The 20,451-nt window shown below is 69.5% G+C and carries 18 protein-coding genes, 1 pseudogene and 1 riboswitch; of the genes and pseudogenes, 4 read left to right on the forward strand and 15 right to left on the reverse strand.

Going from position 1 to position 20,451, the window contains the following annotated elements; all coding sequences use genetic code 11:
• Nucleotides 1-14: 14 nt before the first annotated feature.
• The 4 genes and pseudogenes from AC3IYJ_RS11650 to AC3IYJ_RS11665 form a co-directional block, all read right to left on the reverse strand.
• Nucleotides 15-1,065: pseudogene (locus AC3IYJ_RS11650) on the reverse strand (C40 family peptidase).
• 235 nt (nucleotides 1,066-1,300) lie between these two features.
• The gene (locus AC3IYJ_RS11655) at nucleotides 1,301-2,323 is read right to left on the reverse strand and encodes a C40 family peptidase (RefSeq protein WP_489401235.1); all 1,023 of its coding nucleotides are present in this window, start codon (nucleotides 2,321-2,323) and stop codon (nucleotides 1,301-1,303) included.
• Nucleotides 2,324-2,576: 253 nt separating this feature from the next.
• Nucleotides 2,577-3,941 (reverse strand): NYN domain-containing protein, encoded by a 1,365-nt coding sequence (locus AC3IYJ_RS11660; RefSeq protein ID WP_489402783.1) that lies wholly within the window; start codon nucleotides 3,939-3,941, stop codon nucleotides 2,577-2,579.
• A gap of 40 nt (nucleotides 3,942-3,981) precedes the next feature.
• Complete coding sequence (locus AC3IYJ_RS11665; protein WP_008738811.1) at nucleotides 3,982-4,221, reverse strand: hypothetical protein; 240 nt, start codon at nucleotides 4,219-4,221, stop codon at nucleotides 3,982-3,984.
• Nucleotides 4,222-4,351: 130 nt separating this feature from the next.
• Here AC3IYJ_RS11665 and AC3IYJ_RS11670 point away from each other — a divergent pair, with 130 nt between their 5' ends.
• Nucleotides 4,352-5,089, forward strand: coding sequence for a rhomboid family intramembrane serine protease (locus AC3IYJ_RS11670; protein WP_489401236.1), 738 nt, complete (start codon nucleotides 4,352-4,354; stop codon nucleotides 5,087-5,089).
• Nucleotides 5,086-5,367, forward strand: coding sequence for an Lrp/AsnC ligand binding domain-containing protein (locus tag AC3IYJ_RS11675; RefSeq protein ID WP_215027823.1), 282 nt, complete (start codon nucleotides 5,086-5,088; stop codon nucleotides 5,365-5,367). Before AC3IYJ_RS11670 ends, AC3IYJ_RS11675 begins: the two co-directional genes overlap by 4 nt.
• Before the next feature lie 55 nt (nucleotides 5,368-5,422).
• On the opposite strand, the gene AC3IYJ_RS11680 is transcribed toward AC3IYJ_RS11675, so the two are convergent.
• The 7 genes from AC3IYJ_RS11680 to ctaE form a co-directional block, all read right to left on the reverse strand.
• The gene (locus AC3IYJ_RS11680) at nucleotides 5,423-6,019 is read right to left on the reverse strand and encodes a ferredoxin (RefSeq protein ID WP_489401237.1); all 597 of its coding nucleotides are present in this window, start codon (nucleotides 6,017-6,019) and stop codon (nucleotides 5,423-5,425) included.
• A gap of 13 nt (nucleotides 6,020-6,032) precedes the next feature.
• Nucleotides 6,033-7,430 carry an aminotransferase class V-fold PLP-dependent enzyme gene (locus AC3IYJ_RS11685; RefSeq protein ID WP_489401238.1) on the reverse strand — a complete coding sequence of 466 codons (1,398 nt, stop codon included), beginning with the start codon at nucleotides 7,428-7,430 and terminating at the stop codon, nucleotides 6,033-6,035.
• 217 nt (nucleotides 7,431-7,647) lie between these two features.
• A riboswitch (SAM riboswitch) is annotated at nucleotides 7,648-7,764 on the reverse strand.
• Nucleotides 7,765-7,855: 91 nt separating this feature from the next.
• Nucleotides 7,856-8,920, reverse strand: coding sequence for an anthranilate phosphoribosyltransferase (trpD, locus tag AC3IYJ_RS11690; RefSeq protein ID WP_489401239.1), 1,065 nt, complete (start codon nucleotides 8,918-8,920; stop codon nucleotides 7,856-7,858).
• A 201-nt stretch (nucleotides 8,921-9,121) separates the two neighbouring features.
• A complete protein-coding gene (gene qcrB, locus AC3IYJ_RS11695; RefSeq protein ID WP_489401240.1) occupies nucleotides 9,122-10,750 on the reverse strand; it encodes a cytochrome bc1 complex cytochrome b subunit in 1,629 nt (542 codons plus the stop codon).
• A complete protein-coding gene (qcrA, locus tag AC3IYJ_RS11700; protein ID WP_489401241.1) occupies nucleotides 10,747-11,805 on the reverse strand; it encodes a cytochrome bc1 complex Rieske iron-sulfur subunit in 1,059 nt (352 codons plus the stop codon). Before qcrA ends, qcrB begins: the two co-directional genes overlap by 4 nt.
• Complete coding sequence (gene qcrC / locus AC3IYJ_RS11705; RefSeq protein ID WP_489401242.1) at nucleotides 11,802-12,611, reverse strand: cytochrome bc1 complex diheme cytochrome c subunit; 810 nt, start codon at nucleotides 12,609-12,611, stop codon at nucleotides 11,802-11,804. The genes qcrA and qcrC overlap by 4 nt, the downstream gene beginning before the upstream one ends.
• Nucleotides 12,612-12,688: 77 nt before the next feature.
• Complete coding sequence (gene ctaE, locus AC3IYJ_RS11710) at nucleotides 12,689-13,309, reverse strand: aa3-type cytochrome oxidase subunit III (protein WP_330296040.1); 621 nt, start codon at nucleotides 13,307-13,309, stop codon at nucleotides 12,689-12,691.
• 211 nt (nucleotides 13,310-13,520) lie between these two features.
• On the opposite strand from ctaE, the gene AC3IYJ_RS11715 reads away from it, so the two are divergent.
• Entirely contained in the window at nucleotides 13,521-13,922 is a 402-nt protein-coding gene (locus AC3IYJ_RS11715; RefSeq protein ID WP_489401243.1) for a hypothetical protein, read from the forward strand.
• 150 nt (nucleotides 13,923-14,072) lie between these two features.
• Here the strand turns inward: AC3IYJ_RS11715 and AC3IYJ_RS11720 are convergent, their stop codons facing one another.
• The 4 genes from AC3IYJ_RS11720 to ctaC form a co-directional block, all read right to left on the reverse strand.
• Complete coding sequence (locus tag AC3IYJ_RS11720) at nucleotides 14,073-15,317, reverse strand: L,D-transpeptidase (RefSeq protein WP_489401244.1); 1,245 nt, start codon at nucleotides 15,315-15,317, stop codon at nucleotides 14,073-14,075.
• A gap of 150 nt (nucleotides 15,318-15,467) precedes the next feature.
• On the reverse strand, nucleotides 15,468-15,866 hold the full coding sequence (locus AC3IYJ_RS11725) for a cytochrome c oxidase subunit 4 (RefSeq protein ID WP_489401245.1): 399 nt from the start codon (nucleotides 15,864-15,866) through the stop codon (nucleotides 15,468-15,470).
• Nucleotides 15,863-17,593, reverse strand: a complete 1,731-nt coding sequence (gene ctaD, locus AC3IYJ_RS11730; RefSeq protein ID WP_489401246.1) for an aa3-type cytochrome oxidase subunit I — start codon at nucleotides 17,591-17,593, stop codon at nucleotides 15,863-15,865. Before ctaD ends, AC3IYJ_RS11725 begins: the two co-directional genes overlap by 4 nt.
• Nucleotides 17,590-18,564, reverse strand: coding sequence for an aa3-type cytochrome oxidase subunit II (gene ctaC, locus AC3IYJ_RS11735; RefSeq protein ID WP_489401247.1), 975 nt, complete (start codon nucleotides 18,562-18,564; stop codon nucleotides 17,590-17,592). Before ctaC ends, ctaD begins: the two co-directional genes overlap by 4 nt.
• Before the next feature lie 294 nt (nucleotides 18,565-18,858).
• Here ctaC and AC3IYJ_RS11740 point away from each other — a divergent pair, with 294 nt between their 5' ends.
• The gene (locus AC3IYJ_RS11740) at nucleotides 18,859-20,241 is read left to right on the forward strand and encodes a cysteine desulfurase/sulfurtransferase TusA family protein (protein WP_489401248.1); all 1,383 of its coding nucleotides are present in this window, start codon (nucleotides 18,859-18,861) and stop codon (nucleotides 20,239-20,241) included.
• Nucleotides 20,242-20,451: the final 210 nt, after the last annotated feature.

Here is a 20,451-nt window from a genome sequence, read left to right on the forward strand (position 1 = left end):
ACGCAGAGCGACCCTCAGGGCCGGGTCACCGAGGACACCGGCATCATCCCGACCGGGTCGTAGCGCACCCGCGCCCCCGGGTACGGGGCGTGCACCACCTGACCGTTGCCCACGTACATCCCGACGTGGCTGGCGTCCGAGCGGTACGTCACCAGGTCACCCGGCCGCGCCTGCGAGAGCGGCACCTGCTGCCCGGCGTACCGCTGGGCCTGCGAGGTCCGCGGCAGCGCGACGCCCGCCTGGCGGTAGGACCACACCATCAGGCCCGAGCAGTCGAACCCGGAAGGCCCGGTGGAACCCCAGACGTAGGGCCGTCCGACCGCGGAGCGAGCCGCCATCACGGCGGTCGCGGCGCGGCCCGAGGAGGGTCCGAACGAGGTGGGCAGGCCCGGGTCGGGCAGGGCGTCGGGGCGGCCGCCGGAGCGCGAGGCGCGCTCGAACTCGGCGCGCTCCTGCGTGGGCATGGCGTTGAGCAGCCGGCGGGCCGCGGCAAGCTTCGCCGTGACGGCCCGCTTCTCCCTCGCCACGTCCGAGCGCAGCGCGTCGAGTTCGGCGAGCTTGCGGGAGGCCTCCTGGCGCTCCTGGCCCAGCCTGCGCTGCTCGGAGCGCAGTTCGTCGAGCTGGCGGGCCTGGCGGCCGGTCAGCCGGTCGAGGGTGGAGGCCTTGGCGAGGTACTCGTCGGGGTCGTCGGAGAGGATCAGCTCGACGGAGGGGTCGATGCCGCCCGCCCGGTACTGGGCTCCGGCGTAGGCCCCGAGGACCCCGCGCATGGTGTTGATGCGGTCCTGGCCGCGGGCCACCGCGTCCTGGACCCGGTCGACTTCGGCCCGGAGCGCCGGCCTTCTCGCCGGCCTGGTTGAAGCGCTCGGTGGCCTGCTCGGCCTCCTCGAAGAGCCGGTCGACCTGGGCGCGGGCGCCGGCCGAGGGCTCGTGCGGGAGGCCGGGGGCCGCGCTCGCGGGTGCGCCCGTCATGGCGACCGCGGCGCTCGCCGCCGCGGCGGTGAGGACGGTGACCTTCGTGTTCCGGTCGAGCATGCTGGGCCCGGACCGGCGATGGGACGCCACGTGAAACCGCTCCCTTCCGCTGCGCGGGACCGGGTCCGTCCACCGTGGACGGCCGTGTACCGGGGTTCCGCGCTGGCAGACAGTAGCTGCGCCACAGGGCGCCGGCCAACGACCTCCGGCGGGCACACACAGTGACGCCCCGCCGGAGACGCAGGTCACCGGCGGGGCATGAGGTCGGAGCGGGGGTGCGGAATTCGCCCGGATGGGCGGTGTGCGGCGCGTCCCCCAGGGGGCGTCAGCCGCCGACGCGGACCCCGTAGGCGAATCCGCTGAGGGATCCGTACAGGATGCCGGCGCTCGGGTTGGCGGCGTGGAAGACCTTGCCGTTGCCCGCGTACAGCCCGACGTGCTGGAGGTTCCCGTAGAAGACCAGGTCTCCGGGCTGGAGTTCGCTCAGGCTGATCTTCCGGCCGTCGTTGACCTGGTCGAAGGTGGTGCGGCCGATCGTGATGCCGGCCTGCCGGTAGGCCCACTGCGTCAGTCCGGAGCAGTCGAACGCGTTCGGGCCGGTGCCCCCGCGGACGTAGGTCCCGCCGTTCTTGGTCACGGCGGCCCGCAGGGCGTCCGCGGCGCGGCCCGAACCCTGCACGTTGCTGAGCTGGGCCTGCTCGGCGGCGGTGCCGCCCGCCTTCTTCGCCTCGTCCTTGAGCTGCGCGCGTTCCTGCGCGGTCAGGGAGTTGAGGAGGGCCTGGGCCTCGGCGAGCTTGTCCGTCGAGATCTTCTTCTTGTCCGCCAGCTCCTTGCGGGTGGCGTCCAGGTCGGCGAGCTTGCCGGCGGCCTCCTGGCGCTGCTGCGCGAGGGTGCGCTGCTTGGCCTGGATCTTCTGGACCGCCTCGACCTGCTTGCCGCTCAACTGCTCCAGCGTGGAGGCCTTGTCGAGGTAGTTGTCGGGGTCGGCGGAGAGGAACAGCGCGAGGGACTGGTCTATGCCACCGGTGCGGTACTGGGCATTGGCCATCGAACCTATGCTGCCGCGCAGGGTGTTGAGCTCTCCCTGGCCGCGGGCGACCTGGTCCTGGAGCTGCCCGATCTCCTTCTCCAGGGCGTCCTGGCGCGTCTGGGCCCCGTTGAGCTTCTCGGTGGCCTGCTCCGCCTCTTCGTAGAGCGCGTCGACCTTGCTCTTGACCTCGTCCTTGCTCGGCTTGGCCGGGGCGGCGTTGGCCGCCTGGCCCGTGAGGGCGACGGCCGCAGCGGCAGTGACGGTCAGGACGGTCACGCGGGTGCGGGTCGGCTGCTTGGGTCGACGGTGGGACGCCACGAAGGCGAGCTCCTTCTTCCTGGAGCCGCCGAAGAACGCAGACTCGGCGACACCTTCGCCATCACCCCGAATGAGTGAACTACCGCACGAAGGTTTGACCCGACCCTAGTGACCTTTCTGTGATCAGTTCAAATCCTGCCGAGAAAAAAATCGCTCCGCGACCAGGCTTTTTACCTACAGTGCACGCTCTGTGCAGGTCACTTGACGGTACGTTCCCTCGAACCCCTGTCAATTCCGGCATTCGACCCAGCAGTTATGAAACGCGCGAAAGCCGCTTCAGCAACAAGGCGGACGTCACCGGCCGGGCTCCGGCCTTGGCCACCCCGTCGGCGACCTCGCGGTCCGTGGAGACCACGACCACCGGACGGCCCGGCGGCTCGGCGCGCACCAGCTGGCGGATCAGCTCGTCCGCCGTCACCCCGGCCTTCGAGAACAGCACCCGCACCCCGCGCGGCGGCGCGAGCAGCACCGGGGCCGCCAGCTCCGCCCCGTCAAACACGCAGGTCATCTCGGCGCCCGTCTGCGCGGCGAGCATCGACAGCCCGCCCAGCAGCCGCAGCCGCTGCTTCTCCAGCGGCATCGTCGGATAGCCGGTCTTGGTGACGTTGTAGCCGTCGACCACCAGGTGCGCCTGAGGCAGCGCCAGCAGCTGGTCCAGCAGCGCCGGGTCGGTCTCCGACAGGGCTCGCGCCGCGATGTCCTTCGGGGTCATCCGGCCCGGCTCCACCGCCTCCACCGTGTCCGCGGGCCGCGTGGAGACCGGCGGCAGCGCGAGCTCCCGGCGCAGCCCGGCCGCGGCGTCCAGCACAGTGTCCAGCAGCAGCCGCAGCCGCATGTCCTCGATGCTGCGCCCCTCGCGGGTGGCCCGGCGCGAGGTCTCCAGCGCCGACTCCACCTCCGCGAGGCGGGACTTGAGCCGCCGGGTCTCGCTCTCGGCGGCGGCCACCTGCGCGGCCGCCTCCCCGCGGATCCCGTCGACCTCGGCATTGATCTTGCGCAGGGCGGCGTCGCCCCGCTTGACGTCGCTGAGGGCACTGCGCAGCTTGCGCTGAAGCGATTCCGCTTCCTTGCGGGCCGCCTCCAGCTCCGCCCGCACCTGGTCACCGCCGGCACGCTGCAGTTCCCGTACGTGGGTCAGCTCCTCGCGGAGCCGGTCCATCTCCCTGCGGGCCTCCTCGCCGACGCGCTCGGCGTCCGCGCGCTGGGCCTCCTCGCCCGCGGCGGCCACCAGCTTGACCCAGCCGGCCGGCCTCAGGACGTACGCGGCGGCCGCCACGTCAAGGGGATCGGCGGCGGCGGGCGGCGCGCCCGCCTCCAGAGCCGCGGCCAGGTCGGCCTGCGCCTCGCGGAGCTTCTCCGCGACCCGGCCCCGGAAGACGGCGTCGGTCTCCACGGCCGTCGCCATGGCGTTGCCCGCGAACTTGGCGCGCCGGCTCGGGGTGAAACGGGCGTACTGGCGCAGCTGCGCCGGGAGGTCCGCGACCGTCAGACCGCCGAAGGCGTCCGACACGAGCGCAACGACCCGGCGCCGCACGCCTTCCGGCAGCGGGCGGTCGAGCACCTCGGCGGCGTCGCCGGCCGCGTCGGCCGCCTCAGCGCCGCTTGCTGGCTCCACAATCCGTCACCCCTACCGTCATTGACCTGTTGGCCGGGCTCCGTCAGGAGTCCGCGCCCGGCCTGTCCACGAGCTCGATCTGGTCCACCGCGTTGCACCAGCGGCAGCGCACCGACTCGATGGTCTCATTGACCACCTCGCGCTCCTCGACCTTCGGCTCCCCGGCGAGGTCCAGGTGGACGTACTCCACGACCTTCGACGAACGGGTGACGTCGAAACGCGTGAGGTTGCCGCACAGGGTGCAGCGCCACCGGGTGGTGTCGGTCGGCAGGGGAACCGTCATCAGGCCGCTCTCTCCTTCTATGTCTTACACCTCGTCGCGCACGCGGGCATGCGCACGCGGACGTGCGTAGCTCGTAACCCTACGGCCTGCCGCGCCCGCGGGTGGGTCGGGCTGGGTCATGCTCGGTTGCATGATCGTAAAGTGGCAGGCCGTGCGCGAGGCCGCCCGGGGCCCGGTGGTCACCCACGCACTGATCGCCGGCTGCTGCGTGCTGTTCCTCCTGAGCCCCGCCTCGGGGCTCGATCCGGTCTACGGGACGGGCGAACAGCTGCTGGCCAACGCGGCCGCGTACTTCCGGCGCTGGGGCGTGGTCCCGGACGAACTCTTCACGGGCGGGCTGCCGAGCGGCGGGGGCCGGGCCCTGTTGACCCCCCTGACGGCCCTGTTCGTGCACGGCAGCTGGCTGCACCTGCTGGGCAACATGCTCTTCCTCTACGTCTTCGGGAAGATGACGGAGCAGCGCATGGGCCGGGTGGGGTTCCTCTGCTTCTACGTGGCCACGGGCTACCTGGCCCTGGCGGCGTACGCGGCGGCCAACGCCTCCTCGGACCAGACCCTGGTCGGCGCCTCCGGCGCGATCTCGGCGGTCCTGGGGGCCTTCATGTGCCTCTTCCCCAAGGCCCGGGTGACGAGCCTGTTCCCGTTCCTGCTCTTCCTGCCGCTGCGGTTCCCGGCGTGGATCGTCCTGATGTTCTGGTTCGCCCTGCAGTGGCTGGCGGCGCACCGGGCGCAGAGCGGCCCGGGAGTCGCCTACCTGGCCCACCTGGTGGGCTTCTCGGCGGGCTTCCTCTACGCGTGGGTGCGTTACCGGCGGGGGACTAGAGTGGCCCGACCAGTGACTGCCGGCGAGGGAGAAAGCCAACCGTGATCACCGCGATCGTGCTCATCAAGACCAGCGTGGACCGGATCCCCGAGATCGCCGAGGCCATCGCGGCGCTGGAGAACGTCAGCGAGGTCTACTCCGTCACCGGCACGTACGACCTGATCGCCCTGGTCCGCGTGGCCCGCCACGAGGCCCTTGCGGACGTCATCCCGGGCCGCATCAGCAAGATCCCGGGCGTGGAGGCCACGGACACGCACGTGGCGTTCCGCACGTACTCCCAGCACGACCTGGAAGCGGCGTTCGCGATCGGCCTCGACGCGTAGCCCTCGCCGGGCGTGCGGCGGGGTCCCCGATCCGGATCCCGGCGGAACGCCCGGCTCAGTCGAGCCCCGGCAGAGCCTCCCCCGGCCGCGCCGGGCGGCCTTCGGCCAGCCAGAAGACGTAGCCGCGCAGGTGGTCGGCGAGATCACCGTCGATGTAGCCGGCGTAGTCCCGGGCCCCGGCCGCGTTGTCGCGCATGTCCGACCGGGTGGACACCGACCAGCTCCGCTCCAGGGCCAGGGCCCATTCGCGGACCCGGCCCCGCTCCCGCCACCAGTCCTTGACGAGTTCCGGGGTCCAATGCGCGTCGCCGTCCCCTCCATAGGCCCCGAAGATCTCGCACTCCCCCGCGCAGATCAGGTCGTACACCTCCTGCGGCGTGCGGGGCTGCCGGTAGACGAACTCGTGACCGCCGCAGCCGTCGTCGTACAGCACGTGCGCGGGAGCGCACTCGCGCCCCGTCCAGCAGTTGTCGGTCTCCGACGCGTAGAACGGGCCGGGGACACTGCGCCAATCCCGGTCGGCCCACTCGTGGTAGGTCTGCCCGGCGGGTCCGCTCCAGTCGTGCAACACCAGGCGGTCCCCCGGCCGCCACTGAGGCAGCGGCTTGCCCACGGCTGCCCGGACGGTCGGTAGCGGGTCCCAGTACGTCATGCCTGGCAGCGTCTCAGACGGCCGGGACGCAGCGGCCTTCTTCGGTGCGGTACTGCCACTTCGCGCCGTCCGCGACGAGCTCCTTGACCGCGCGGACGAACCGCTCGACGTGCTCGTCGGGGGTGCCGGCGCCGAAGCTGACGCGGATCGCGTTCAGCGAGCGCTCCCCCGGGGCCGCCTCCGGCGCACCGCACTCGCCCGGCTCCTGCGGCTCGCTGCCGAGCAGGGTGCGCACCAGCGGGTGGGCGCAGAACAGGCCGTCGCGGACGCCGATGCCGTACTCGGCGGAGAGCGCGGCCGCGAAGTGGGAGCTGTTCCAGCCGTCGACCACGAAGGAGATGACGCCGACCCGCGGGGCGTCGTCGCCGAGGAGGGACAGGACGCGGACGGCGGGGACCTCGGCCAGGCCCTGGCGGACCTTGGAGATCAGCTGCTGCTCGCGGGCGACCAGGTTCTCGAATCCGGCCTCGTTCAGCGCCTTGCAGGCGGAGGCGATGGAGTAGACGCCGATGACGTTCGGGGAACCGGCCTCGTGGCGGGCGGCCGTAGTGTGCCACTCGACGTCGACCCCGCCGTCCTCGCGGCGGGCCACCTTGCGGGAGGCGCCGCCACCGGCGAGGTACGGCTCCGCCTGCTGCAGCCAGTCCGCGCGGCCGGCGAGCACGCCCGAGCCGAAGGGCGCGTAGAGCTTGTGTCCGGAGAACGCCACCCAGTCCACGTCGAGCTCCTGCACGGAGACGGGGTGGTGCGGGGCCAGCTGGGCGGCGTCCAGGACGATGCGGGCGCCGTGGGCGTGCGCGGCGGCGGCCAGTTCCTTGACGGGCCACAGCTCGCCGGTGACGTTGGAGGCGCCGGTGACGCAGACCAGGGCGGGGCCGTAGGGGTCACGGGCGGCGAGCGCCCGCTCCAGGGTCTCCACGGCCTGGGCCGGGGTGCGGGGCGCGTCGAGGTAGGTGACCTGCGCGTCGACCCAGGGCAGGAGCGAGGCGTGGTGCTCGGTCTCGAAGACGAAGACCTGGCAGTCGGCCGGCAGCACCGCGGCAAGCAGGTTCAGGGAGTCCGTGGTGGACCGGGTGAAGATCACCTGGTCGGAGGCGCGGCAGTCGAGGAATTCGGCGACCGTGACGCGGCTCTGCTCGAACAGGTCGGTGGAGAGCTGCGAGAGGTACCCGGCGCCGCGGTGGACGCTGCCGTAGTACGGGGCGTACGCGGCCACGTCGTCCCAGACGCGCTGCAGGGCCGGGGCGCTGGCCGCGTAGTCGAGGGCGGCGTAGGTGACCTCGCCGCCGGTGACGAGCGGGACGGTGACGTCGCGGCCGAGGACCGGCAGCGGCTCGGCACAGGCGGGGCCCTCGGCGGTGACGGCGGCGGTGGCGGTGGCGGTGACGGTGGCGTTCGGGGTTGCGGACATGGCTGTATCTCCCGGCAGGCAGGTCTGAATGGCTTCTGTTTGCCCGTACGGGGGTACGACGCTACGGCCGTCCGGGGTACGGGAAGTGCCTCGGAGATTCCGGGTACGCGGAAGGGACCCTGTTCCGAGGGGTGAAGAAGGGGCGGAAGCGCCCTATCGCATTCGCTTGCTCACGGAAAAAGCTCCTCGATCGAGACCAGGATCCCTGGTGTCGAGGGATCCGCGCTTGCCGTAGACCTCACTGCCTACGACCTGGTCATCACCCGGGGCACCCCGCCACGGAAGGAGGGTTGCCGGACAGCGAGCCGGGGCCAAAACGCTGTCACTCGTGACCTGCCGATGATCCTGCCACAAGATCCCTCGAACGCAAGACCCCGGTCCACATGGCGGACCGGGGTCGTGGCCGAAAACGATCGACCGTCGTGTCAGGCGTTGCTGGCCGTCACCCAGCGCTCCAGGGCCGCACGGGCCGCGCCGGAGTCGATGGCCTCGGCCGCACGGGCCATGCCCGCGGCGAGCTGCTCCTCCAGCGTCCCCGCGCCCGGGTCCAGCGCGACCAGGGCCGCCGCCGCGTTGAGCAGGACCGCGTCGCGGACCGGGCCCGTCTCGCCGGCCAGCAGGCGGCGGGCGACGTCCGCGTTGAAGGAGGCGTCGGCGCCCGCGAGCGCGGAGACGTCGACCAGCGGGATGCCGATGTCGCGCGGGTCGAAGGACTGCTCCACCGACTTGCCGTCCCGGACCCACCACACCCGCGAGGTCGCCGTGGTGGTCAGCTCGTCGAGGCCGTCGTCACCGCGGAATACCAGCGCCGAGGAACCGCGCTCCGCCAGGACGCCCGCCACGATCGGGGCCATCCGGGCGTCGGCCACACCGGTGGCCTGCGCCCGTACCTTCGCGGGGTTGGTCAGCGGTCCGAGGAAGTTGAAGGTGGTCCGGATGCCGAGCTCCTTGCGGGCCGCGGCCACGTGCCGCAGCGCCGGGTGGAACTTGACCGCGAAGCAGAAGGTGATCCCGGCTTCCTCGGCGACCTCGGTCACTCGCGCGGGGGTGAGGTCGAGGTTGACGCCGAGCTTCTCCAGGACGTCCGAGGACCCGCTCGCGGAGGACGCGGCCCGGTTGCCGTGCTTGACCACCTTGGCACCCGTACCGGCCACCACGATCGCCGACATCGTCGAGATGTTGACGGTCTTCGCGCCGTCGCCGCCGGTGCCGACGATGTCCACCGTCCGGCCCGGCACCTCGATCAGGTTGGCGTGCGCGTACATGGCCCGGACCAGGCCGTTGATCTCCGCGACGGTCTCCCCCTTGGCCCGCAGCGCGACCACGAAGCCGGCGATCTGGGCGTCGGTGGCCTCTCCGCGCATGATCCGGTCCATGGCCCAGGCCGTGTCGTCGGCGCTGAGGTCCCGGCCGGTCAGCAGGGCGTCGAGAACTCCCGGCCAGCCACGGGCCGCCACGCTGTCGCCGCCTGCCGGGGTCACAACGTTCATGGTCCGCTCCTGCTGCTGGTCGGCCGCCTCACGACGGGGCCCACATCGAATGGGAAGGGCTTCAGCCTATCCAGCCCCGGAGACGGCAAAGAGCCCCGTCCCAGACACTGGACGGGGCTCCCGCTGTGGCGACACCAGGACTGACCTGAATCAGTCCCTCAAGCGATCTGACAAACAGACGACAAGCAGTGGCGCAGGAGATCAGTGGTGGCCGTGGCCGCTCTGGATCTCCTTGTACTCCTCGGCCGAAGGCTTCGGAATCTGGTTGTTCTCTCCGTAGTAGCCCTTGCTGAGCTTCGCGCGGAGCTTCTCCATGCGGGACACCTTGCGCTCGACACCGTTCTCGTCGACCGTCGGGCCGATCTCGGCCGGCTGGTACTGGTCGTACGAGGTGAGCGTGTGGAGCTTGCCCTGCGAGAGCGGCTCGTGGATCTCGACGAACTCACCGTGCGGCAGGCGCTTGATGATGCCGGTCTCGCGACCGTGCAGCACCTTGTCCCGGTCCCGGCGCTGGAGGCCGAGGCAGATCCGCTTGGTGACGACGAACGCGATGACCGGGCCCACGAAGAACGCGATCCGGGCGAACCAGGTGATCGAGTTGATCGACAGGTGGAAGTACTGCGCGAACATGTCGTTTCCACCGGCGATCAGCAGGACGACGTACCACGTCAGCCAGGCCACGCCGAAGCCCGTACGGGTCGGGACGTTGCGCGGGCGGTCCAGGATGTGGTGCTCGCGCTTGTCCCCGGTGACCCAGGACTCGATGAACGGGTAGACCGCGATCACGACCAGGACCATCGGGAAGATCATCAGCGGGATGAACACACCCAGGACGAGGGTGTGGCCCCACAGGTTGATCTCCCAGCCGGGCATGGCACGGATCAGGCCCTCGGAGAAGCCCATGTACCAGTCGGGCTGCGCACCGGTGGACACGTGGTCCGGGCGGTACGGGCCGAGCGCCCAGATCGGGTTGATCGAGGCGATCGCCGCGACGGCCGCGATGACACCGAAGACCAGGAAGAAGAAGCCTCCGGCCTTGGCCATGTAGACCGGGAGCAGCGGCATGCCGACGACGTTCTTCTCCGTCTTGCCGGGGCCCGCGAACTGGGTGTGCTTGTGGTAGAAGACCAGGATCAGGTGGGCCACCAGCAGGCCCATCATGATGCCGGGCAGCAGCAGGATGTGGACCGAGTAGAACCGCGCGACGAAGTCGCCGCCCGGGAACTCGCCGCCGAAGAGGAAGAACGAGAGGTACGTGCCGACGACCGGCACGGACAGCATCGCGCCCTCCATGAAGCGGACACCCGTGCCCGAGAGCAGGTCGTCCGGCAGGGAGTAACCGGTGAAACCGGTGAACATGCCGAGGACCAGCAGCAGGAAGCCGAAGATCCAGTTGACCTCGCGCGGCTTGCGGAAGGCGCCCGTGAAGAAGACGCGCATCATGTGCACGAGCATCGCCGCGACGAAGATCAGCGCCGACCAGTGGTGGATCTGCCGGATGAGCAGACCGCCGCGGACCTCGAAGCTGATGTTGAGCGTCGAGGCGAACGCCTCGGACATCTGGACGCCCTGCATCGGCACGTACGAGCCGTGGTAGACGACCTCGTTCATGCTCGGGTGGAAGAACAGCGTCAGGTACACACCCGTGAGGATGAGGATGATGAAGCTGTAGAGGCAGATCTCACCGAGCATGAAGGACCAGTGGTCCGGGAAGATCTTGCGCATGTTGGCCTTGGCCAGGCTGTAGATGCCCAGCCGGCCGTCGGCCCAGTCGGCTACGCGTTCGCCGGCCGGGGCTTTGCGCTCTTCAGTATCGGTCGCAGTGCTCATCCGCGCTCCCAGAATGCAGGACCGACGGGCTCTTCGAAGTCGCCGAGCGCCTCGAGGAAACCTTCGTCATTGACGCCGATCCGCAGCTGCGGGAGCGCGTGACCAGCCGGGCCGAAGATGACTCGGGCGCCGTCGGAGAGGTCGAAGGTGGACTGGTGGCACGGGCAGAGCACGTGGTGCGTCTGCTGCTCGTACAGGCTGATCGGGCAGCCGACGTGGGTGCAGATCTTGGAGTAGGCCACGATTCCCTCGTGGGACCACTCCAGCTCCTGCTTGTCCTTGATGTCCTCCGGCTTGATCCGGACGATCATCAGGGCGGCCTTGGCGATCTGGGTCTGGAAGTCGTGCTGGTCCTCCTCCAGGCCTTCCGGCCGGGCGAAGGTCAGCGAACCGACGAGCAGGTCCTCGGGACGCAGCGGCTGGTTCGTGTTGTCGTTGACCAGCAGCTTGCCCTTGGCCCAGATCGTCTTGCGCAGCTTGTCCTCGGGCATCGGGCCCAGGTCCTTCAGGATCACGACGGCGGAGAGCGGCAGCAGGGCCAGCGCACCGAACATCGTGTTGCGGATCAGCGGGCGACGGCCGATGGCCGACTCGCGCGCGCCGTCCGCGAAGTCCTGCATGACCTGCGCCTTGACCTCGGCCGGGGCCGCGATCTCGTGACGCTCGGCGGCGACCTCGACATCGGACATCAGGGTGCGGGCCCAGTGGACCGCGCCCGCGCCGATGCTGAAGAGCGCCGTACCGAGGGTCATGCCCAGGGCGAAGTTGAGAGCGCTCACCTTCCCGATGGGGAAGATGAAAACGATCTTGTCGACCGGAATGGTCACGAACGAGGCGATGAACCCCACCGTGGCCAGCATCGACAGGGTGAACAGCATGGCCACCGTGCGCTCGGACCGCTTGGCGGCCCGCTCGTCGATGTCCTGGATGCGCGGCCGGTGAACCGGGAGACCCGGGTCGGCGAACGGGTCGTCCGCCACTGCCACGCCACCGTGGTGCGCGTCGCCCTGCTCGCTCGGCAGGTGCTTCTCTTCGGGAATGTCTTGGCTACTCATGACTTCTTGGCCTTAGCGGTGTGGGCCGCGACCCAGACGGCGACAGCGATCAGCGCACCCAGACCGAAGATCCAGCCGAAGAGACCCTCGGAGACGGGGCCGAGGCCACCGAGCTTGAGCCCACCGGGGCTGGTCGACTTCTCGCCGTTCACGTTCTGGAGGTACGCGATGATGTCCTTCTTCTGCTTCTCCGGCATGGTGCTGTCCGGGAAGGAGGGCATGTTCTGCGGGCCGGTGAGCATGGCCTCGTAGATGTGCTTCGGCGAGACGTCCTCGAGGTTCGGGGCGTACTTGCCGTTCGTCAGCGCGCCGCCCTCGCCGGTGAAGTTGTGACACTGCGCGCAGTTGTTGCGGAACAGCTCACCACCCCTGGCGATGTCGGCACCCGCCGGGTCGTACTGCTTCTCGGTCGGCGTGATCGGACCGGCACCGAGGGACGCGATGTACGCGGCCAGCTGGTCGGTCTGCGCCTGGTTGTAAATGACGGGCTTCTTCGGCACCTGGGCGCCGGGCTGCTGGGCGGGCATGCGGCCCGTGCTCACCTGGAAGTCGACGGCCGCGGAGCCGACGCCGACCAGGCTCGGGCCGTCAGAGGAACCCTGACCGCCGGTTCCGTGGCAGCTTGCGCAGCCGACGGCGTAGAGCTTCTGGCCCTCCACGATGGCGAGGGACTGGGCGGTTTCGTCGGCCTTCGCAGTGCCCGTAGGCGCGAAGACGGCGTACAGCCCCCCAGTGGCCGCCAGCGCGAAGAGTAGAACGACGACCGCCGCCAGCGGATGGCGTCGTCGTGCGGAGAGCTTTTTCACGGATTACCCCGGTGTCAGGATCTTCTGCGTCGGTGTTTCTGGATGGAGTGCCGGGCTCGGGCCCGGCGACGTGTTCGCTACTTGATCAGGTAGATCGTCGCGAAGAGGCCGATCCAGACGACATCGACGAAGTGCCAGTAGTAGGACACGACGATGGCCGACGTGGCCTGTTCGTGGGTGAACCTCTTGGCCGCGTACGTGCGGCCGAGGACCAGCAGGAAGGCGATGAGACCGCCCGTCACGTGCAGACCGTGGAAACCGGTGGTCAGGTAGAACACCGATCCGTAGGGGTCCGACGAGAGGGAGATGCCCTCGTGCTTGACCAGCTCGGTGTACTCGAACACCTGGCCGCCAATGAAGATCGCACCCATGACGAACGTGATGATGAACCACGTCCTGAGCTTCTTCACGTCACCGCGCTCGGCTGCGAATACGCCGAGCTGGCAGGTGAGCGAAGACAGCACCAGGATCGTTGTGTTCGTCGCCGAGAAGGGCAGGTTCAGGTTTGAAGCCTGTTCCGCCCAGTGCTCGGGTCCCATCACAGATCGCAGGGTGAAGTACATCGCGAAGAGGGCCGCGAAGAACATCAGCTCGGAACTCAACCAGATGATGGTTCCGACGCTGACGAGGTTCGGCCTGTTGACCGTCGGGTGCGCGTGCCCGGTATCTACTGTCGTTGCTGTCGCCACGACCGACATTATGTCGGTCCCTTATCCCGCCCTCACCCCGGGGGGTGCCGTTCGGAGTGTCAGGGCCGTGTGCAGGGCCCGAACGGCCCATCAGATGGGCTGTGGATCCGTGCGGAACGTCCGGCGGGCAACCCTGTGCGAACCGATGTTGACACCGGGTCGGACGGAGTAGCATCCCGCGCAACATCAGCGTTTTTCACGGGACACGTGGAGGAACGAAATGCGGGCGACTGCGCGGGTTCTGGTCTACAGCGACGACGCGAGCACCCGGGAGCAGGTGCGGCTGGCGGCCGGGCGCAGGCCGGCCTCCGACCTGCCGCCGGTGGAGTTCCTGGAGTGCGCGACGCTCCCGGCCGTCCTGAGCCAACTGGACGCGGGTGGCATCGACGTGTGCGTGTTGGACGGCGAGGCGGTCCCGGCCGGGGGCATGGGCGTCTGCCGGCAGATCAAGGACGAGATCTTCCAGTGCCCCCCGGTACTGCTCCTGATGGGCCGTCCGCAGGACGCCTGGCTGGCCACCTGGAGCCGCGCGGACGCCGCCGTCACCCTTCCGGTGGATCCGGTGGGCTTCGCGGAGGCCCTGGCGGGTCTCCTGCGCACGCGGCTCTCCCCGGCGGCCTGACCTGCCGGTTGGGTCCCGCGGGCCCGTGGATCGGCCCGCAGGGCCCGTACGGACCCCACAACGGCCCGTACGGACGCATACCGGGGCACGGGGGCCCGTACGGACTCCCGTGCCCCGGCAGGGGCGCTACGGGCCCTTGGGCCCCGGTGGTCACACCTGCGGGCGCAGCCGGTCCTTGTCGATGGGGCTGCGGCCTTCCTGGGTGCCTTTGAGGAGGGCGCTGCCCTGGCGCCAGTCCTTCCAGTCCATGTTCCAGTCGCCGTAGCCGTTGCCGAAGGTGTCCATGTCGTCGCCGATGCTGTTGATGACCCGGACGATGTCGCCCTCGCTGATGTTCTCGTAGAACCAGGCGGCGTTGCCCGTGCTCATACCGGTGCAGCCGTGGCTGACGTTCTCGTAGCCCTGGGAGCCGACGGACCACGGCGCGGCGTGGACGTATTCACCACTCCAGGTGACGCGAGTCGCGTAGTAGACGGGCAGGTTGTAGTACTCGCTGCCGCCGATGCCGACCGTGTCTCCGCGCATCTGGACGTAGTACTGCTTGCCGAGGACCACCTTGACGCCGTTTCGGGTGGAGAAGCCCGGCTTTCCGGTGGTCACCGGAATGGTGTTGATCACTTCTCCGTTGCGCTTGAACGTGAGGTAGTGCGAGGAGGCGTCCGTGACGACCTCGACCCGGTCCCCGATCTCCAGCTTCAGCGGCTTGCTGGCGGCCCCGTGGAGGTCGTCGGAGATCTTGACGCCCTCCAGATTGCTCCGGACGGACACGGTGGTGTTGGCCGGCCAGTAGTCCTTGGGCCGATAGTGGAGCGTCTTGTCGTCCACCCAGTACCAGGCGCCCTCGGCGTCCGGCGGCGCGTCGACGATCAGGCCCCGCTCGATGATCGCGCGGGCGGTCTTGTCCTTGACGGGTTCGTTGAGTTCGGCCGTCAGGGGCTGTCCGACGCCGTACTTGCCCTCCTCCGGGCCGAATTCGACCTTGAGGACCTTCTTGGCCGGGGTGGTGTCGAAGGACATCGTGCGCTGGCCCGGGGCTCCGTGTTCGTCCTCGGTGCTCACGCTGACGTTGTAACGGACGCCGGCGGCCATCGGGACGGTGCTGTGCCAGCGGTCCCCCGCGGCCGAGAGCTCGCCCGCCAGGCGGCGGCCGTGGGTGTCCACTGCATTGACGTCGGTGATCCGGCCGCCGCTCTTGGCGGTGACCTCCAGAGGCCGTTCGGGGTCGACGGGACGGCTGCCGGAGGGCTGGTTGAAGGCGACTTGATCTCCCGCGTCGTATGGGCGGGCAGACAGCGGGTTCTTGTCGCCGGCCCCGCATGCGGTGGCGCCGGCCCCGAGGGACGCGACCAGCAGGGAGCAGCCGACTACCGTCCAAAGACGCGGTGAGTGATTCATGGAACCAACGCTATGAAGATATGACAATTCCGGCGCGCCAGATGACTGCAAACGAGGGGCCCGGACTCCTCCATCAGAGGTGTCCGGGCCCCAAGTGTCAGGCTGCGGCTTCACCGCGTGCCACCGCGCGAGCGGCGTACGCGGGTACGGCTACTGGTTCTGGTTCTCGCCGCGGTAGTACTCGTAGACCCAGCCCCACAGGCCGACGAGGATGACCGGCGCCGAGAAGTACATGAGCCACCAGCCGAAGATGACGCCCGAGAACGCGAGCGCGCCACCGATGGCCAGCGAGAGCGGCTGCCAGCTGTGCGGGGAGAAGAACCCCAGCTCGCCCGCCTCGTCGGCGACGTCGGCCTCCAGGTTGTCCTGGGCCATCTCGTCCACGCGCTTGGCCGTGAAGGCCAGGTAGTAGCCGATCATGACGCTCAGGCCGAAGGCCAGGAAGAGAGCGGTGGTACCGACGGGCTCCTTCGACCACACGCCGTACACGACGGCCATGATCAGGATGAAGAAGGAGAGCCAGAGGAACATCTTGCCCTGGATCTTCACTTGCCGGCCTCCTTGCCGCCGGTGACTGCCTTGGTACCGGCGTCGTGGTCCGCGAGGTGGTCGAGGGCCGCGATCTCCGGGTGGTGCAGGTCGAACGCCGGGGACTCGGAACGGATCCGCGGCAGGGTGAGGAAGTTGTGCCGCGGCGGCGGGCAGGAGGTCGCCCACTCGAGCGAACGGCCGTAACCCCACGGGTCGTCGACCTCGACCTTCTTGCCGTACTTCGCCGTCTTCCAGACGTTGTACATGAAGGGCAGCATCGACAGGCCCAGCAGGAACGAGCTGATCGTGGAGATGGTGTTCAGCGCGGTGAAGCCGTCGGCCGCGAGGTAGTCCGCGTAACGACGCGGCATGCCCTCGACGCCCAGCCAGTGCTGCACCAGGAAGGTGCCGTGGAAGCCGACGAACAGCGTCCAGAAGGTGATCTTGCCGAGGCGCTCGTCCAGCATCTTGCCCGTGAACTTCGGCCACCAGAAGTGGAAGCCGGAGAACATCGCGAAGACCACGGTGCCGAAGATGACGTAGTGGAAGTGCGCGACGACGAAGTACGAGTCGGAGACGTGGAAGTCCATCGGGGGCGAGGCCAGGATGACGCCGGTCAGACCACCGAAGGTGAAGGTGATCAGGAAGCCGACGGCCCAGAGCATCGGGGTCTCGAAGGACAGCGAGCCCTTCCACATGGTGCCGATCCAGTTGAAGAACTTCACACCGGTCGGTACCGCGATCAGGAAGGTCATGAAGGAGAAGAACGGCAGCAGCACACCGCCGGTGACGTACATGTGGTGGGCCCACACCGTCACCGAGAGGCCGGCGATCGAGATCGTCGCGGCGATCAGACCGATGTAACCGAACATCGGCTTGCGCGAGAAGACCGGGATCACTTCGGAAATGATTCCGAAGAATGGCAGCGCGATGATGTACACCTCTGGATGCCCGAAGAACCAGAAGAGGTGTTGCCACAGTAGGGCGCCGCCATTTGCCGCGTCGAAGACGTGCGCACCGAACTTCCGGTCGGCCTCCAGCGCGAAGAGCGCGGCGGCCAGCACCGGGAAGGCGAGCAGGACCAGAACACCGGTCAGCAGCACGTTCCAGGTGAAGATCGGCATGCGGAACATCGTCATGCCGGGAGCGCGCATGCAGATGATCGTGGTGATGAAGTTGACCGAACCGAGGATCGTGCCGAAGCCGGAGAAGGCCAGACCCATGATCCACATGTCGGCGCCGATGCCCGGCGAACGGACGGCGTCCGAGAGCGGGGAGTAGGCGAACCAGCCGAAGTCGGCGGCACCCGAGGGGGTGACGAAGCCGGCCACCGCGATGGTCGAGCCGAAGAGGTACAGCCAGTACGCGAACATGTTCAGCCGCGGGAACGCCACGTCGGGCGCGCCGATCTGCAGCGGCATGATCCAGTTGGCGAAGCCCGCGAACAGCGGGGTGGCGAACATCAGCAGCATGATCGTGCCATGCATGGTGAACGCCTGGTTGAACTGCTCGTTCGACATGATCTGCGTGCCCGGACGGGCCAGCTCGGCGCGCATGAAGAGCGCCATGATCCCGCCGATGATGAAGAACACGAACGACGTGACCAGGTACATCGTGCCGATGGTCTTGTGGTCGGTCGTGGTCATCCACTTCACGACCACGTTGCCCGGCTGCTTGCGCCGCACCGGCAGCTCGTTCTCATACGAGTCGGCGGCGGCACCCTGAGATTCGTTGAGGATGCTCACAGTTTGTTCACTTCCGCATTCCGGGCCGGGTCGGTCTGCTTGATGCCGGCCGGGAGGTAGCCGGTCTGACCCTTCTCCGCGAGCTCCTTCAGGTGCGCCTTGTAAGCCTCCGGGGAGACCACCTTGACGTTGAAGAGCATCCGGGAGTGGTCGACGCCGCAGAGCTCGGCGCACTTGCCCATGAAGGTGCCTTCTTCGGTCGGGGTGACCTCGAAGACGTTGGTGTGGCCCGGGATGACGTCCTGCTTGAACAGGAAGGGGACCACCCAGAAGGAGTGGATGACGTCGTTCGACGACAGGATGAAGCGGACCTTCTCGCCCTTGGGCAGCCACAGGGTCGGACCCGGGTTGCCCGTCTGCGGGTTCCGGTCTCCGGGGACGCCCTTGGTGTAGACGCCTTCGGCGCCCGCGGGGAAGTCCTTGGTGTAGCGGTCCGGGATGGAGGCGAGTTCCTTGGGAACCTCGCCCGCCTTCGGGGTCGCCGCGTCGCCGTCGACGTTCTCGACGTAGTTGAAGCCCCAGCTCCACTGGTAGCCGATCACGTTGATCGTGTGCGCCGGCTTGGCGGAGAGGGAGAGCAGCTTCGATTCATCGCGCGCGGTGAAGTAGAACAGCACCGAGACGATGATGAGCGGGACCACGGTGTACAGCGCCTCGATGGGCATGTTGTACCGGGTCTGCGCGGGGACCTCGATCTTCGTCCGGCTGCGCCGGTGGAAGATGACGCTCCACATGATCAGGCCCCACACCAGGATGCCCGTGATGAGAGCGGCCGCCCAGGATCCCTGCCACAGGGAGAGGATGCGAGGCGCCTCCTCCGTGACCGGGGTGGGCATTCCGAGGCGGGGGAAGTCTTTCCAGGTGTACGAGCAACCAGTGGCGGTCGCCAGAACCGCGCCCGCAGTCAGCGCCTGCAGCAGCTTCCGCCGCATCGGGCGCCGCGGCGAGCGGTCGGAGCCGTAGGGACTCACGTAGCGCCTTCCCGAGAGTCTCGGCCCGCGCGGCCGGCCGCGGCCGTATTCGGGTCGGTCGCCGGCCCTGACGCAGGCAGGGGTTTGGATGTTTATGCGGACCAAACCCTACTGGACGCTATTTGGGGTCGCGCGGGGAGGGTGCCCAACGCGCCGTTACTGACCCCGAAGGGATGGATCCGCCGTACGGGGGACGGCCCAACCGACCCCGAATGGCGGCCTCCGGACGACATCTGACGGCCCCTGACCTCGGCCGACCGCCGAGCCGGCGCGGCGGCCGGTTAGCGTGACCGGATGCCGTACTTCGACACCGCGTCCGCCGCCCCGCTGCACCCCGTGGCCCGGCAGGCGCTCCATGCCTCCCTTGACGAGGGCTGGGCCGACCCGGCCCGGCTGTACCGCGAAGGCCGGCGGGCCAGGCTGCTGCTGGACGCGGCGCGGGAGGCGGCGGCGGAGTCGGTGGGATGCCGCCCCGACGAGCTCGCGTTCACTCCTTCGGGGACGCACGCGGTTCACTCGGGCATCGCGGGGGTACTCGCCGGGCGTCGGCGCGTCGGCGGGCATCTGGTCGTATCAGCGGTGGAACACAGCTCCGTCCTGCACGCGGCGGAGTCCCACGCGGCGCGCGGCGGCACGGTCGGCGAGGTCCCGGTGGACCGGTTCGGCCGGGTCGACCCCTCCGTCTACGGGGAGTTCGTGCGCCCGGACACCGCACTGGCCTGTCTCCAGTCGGCCAACCACGAGGTGGGCACGGTCCAGCCGGTGGCGGAAGTCGCCGGGCTCTGCGGCGCGGCCGGCGTACCGCTGCTCGTGGACGCGGCCCAGTCGCTGGGCTGGGGGCCGGTCGACGCGGGCTGGTCCGTGCTGTGCGCGAGCGCCCACAAATGGGGCGGCCCGCCCGGAGTCGGCCTGCTGGCGGTCCGCAAGGGTGTCCGCTTCGCACCCCAAAACCCGTCCGACGAAAGGGAGTCGGGCCGCTCCCCCGGCTTCGTCAACCTCCCGGCGGTCGTCGCCGCGGCGGCCTCCCTGCGGGCGGTGCGCGCCGAGGCCGACGCGGAGGCCGCCCGGCTGCGGACCCTGGTCGACCGGCTGCGGCGGCGGGTGGCCCGGCTGGTCCCGGACGTGGAGGTGGTGGGCCACCCGGACCTGCGCCTGCCCCATCTGGTCACCTTCTCCTGCCTCTACGTCGACGGCGAGACCCTGCTCCACGAGTTGGACCGGGCGGACTACTCCGTCTCCTCGGGCTCCTCGTGCACCAGCTCGACGCTGACTCCGTCCCATGTGCTGCGCGCGATGGGGGTCCTGTCGGAGGGGAACGTACGGGTCTCCCTGCCGACGGGCACCACGGCCGCGGAGGTCAACGGCTTCCTGGAGGTCCTGCCGGGGCTGGTGGCGGGGGTCCGCGAGCGGCTGGGGGTCGGGGAGCCGGTCCCGGTCGCCGCCCCGGAGGCGGAGTCCCTGGAACTGGACACCCTGGGGATGCGGTGCCCGCAGCCGGTCATCGAGCTGGGGCGGGCGATCGGGCGGGTGCCGGTGGGGGGCACGGTGACCGTCCTGTCGGACGACGAAGTCGCGCGGCTGGACATCCCGGCGTGGTGCGCGATGCGGGGGCAGGTGTACGTGGGCGAGGCCGCTCGCCCGGAGGGCGTTGCTTACACGGTCCGCCGGGTCGTCTGAGCGGGTGGTGGGCCCTGCGGGGCCTGTCCCCTACCCATCCCCCAGACTCCGTCCGGGGGGACCCCCAGTTCCACCGTTCCCTGGGGCTCCGCCCCAGACCCCGCGCCTCAAACGCCGGCGGGGCTGGAATTGCCTGTCGGGCAAAATCCAGCCTCGCCGGCGTTTGAGGCGCGGGGGTCCGGGGGCTGGCCCCCGGAAGCGACGCCGCAG

Source organism: Streptomyces sp. GL_140 (genome assembly GCF_057834465.1).

Coding starts and splice junctions, on each gene's coding strand:
- qcrA (WP_489401241.1), bottom strand. CDS start 11,805: ATGAGTAGCCAAGACATTCCCGAAGAGAAGCACCTGCCGAGCGAGCAG.
- AC3IYJ_RS11670 (WP_489401236.1), top strand. CDS start 4,352: ATGATCGTAAAGTGGCAGGCCGTGCGCGAGGCCGCCCGGGGCCCGGTG.
- AC3IYJ_RS11680 (WP_489401237.1), bottom strand. CDS start 6,019: ATGACGTACTGGGACCCGCTACCGACCGTCCGGGCAGCCGTGGGCAAG.
- AC3IYJ_RS11720 (WP_489401244.1), bottom strand. CDS start 15,317: ATGAATCACTCACCGCGTCTTTGGACGGTAGTCGGCTGCTCCCTGCTG.
- qcrB (WP_489401240.1), bottom strand. CDS start 10,750: ATGAGCACTGCGACCGATACTGAAGAGCGCAAAGCCCCGGCCGGCGAA.
- trpD (WP_489401239.1), bottom strand. CDS start 8,920: ATGAACGTTGTGACCCCGGCAGGCGGCGACAGCGTGGCGGCCCGTGGC.
- AC3IYJ_RS11740 (WP_489401248.1), top strand. CDS start 18,859: ATGCCGTACTTCGACACCGCGTCCGCCGCCCCGCTGCACCCCGTGGCC.
- ctaE (WP_330296040.1), bottom strand. CDS start 13,309: ATGTCGGTCGTGGCGACAGCAACGACAGTAGATACCGGGCACGCGCAC.
- AC3IYJ_RS11665 (WP_008738811.1), bottom strand. CDS start 4,221: ATGACGGTTCCCCTGCCGACCGACACCACCCGGTGGCGCTGCACCCTG.
- AC3IYJ_RS11715 (WP_489401243.1), top strand. CDS start 13,521: ATGCGGGCGACTGCGCGGGTTCTGGTCTACAGCGACGACGCGAGCACC.
- AC3IYJ_RS11685 (WP_489401238.1), bottom strand. CDS start 7,430: ATGTCCGCAACCCCGAACGCCACCGTCACCGCCACCGCCACCGCCGCC.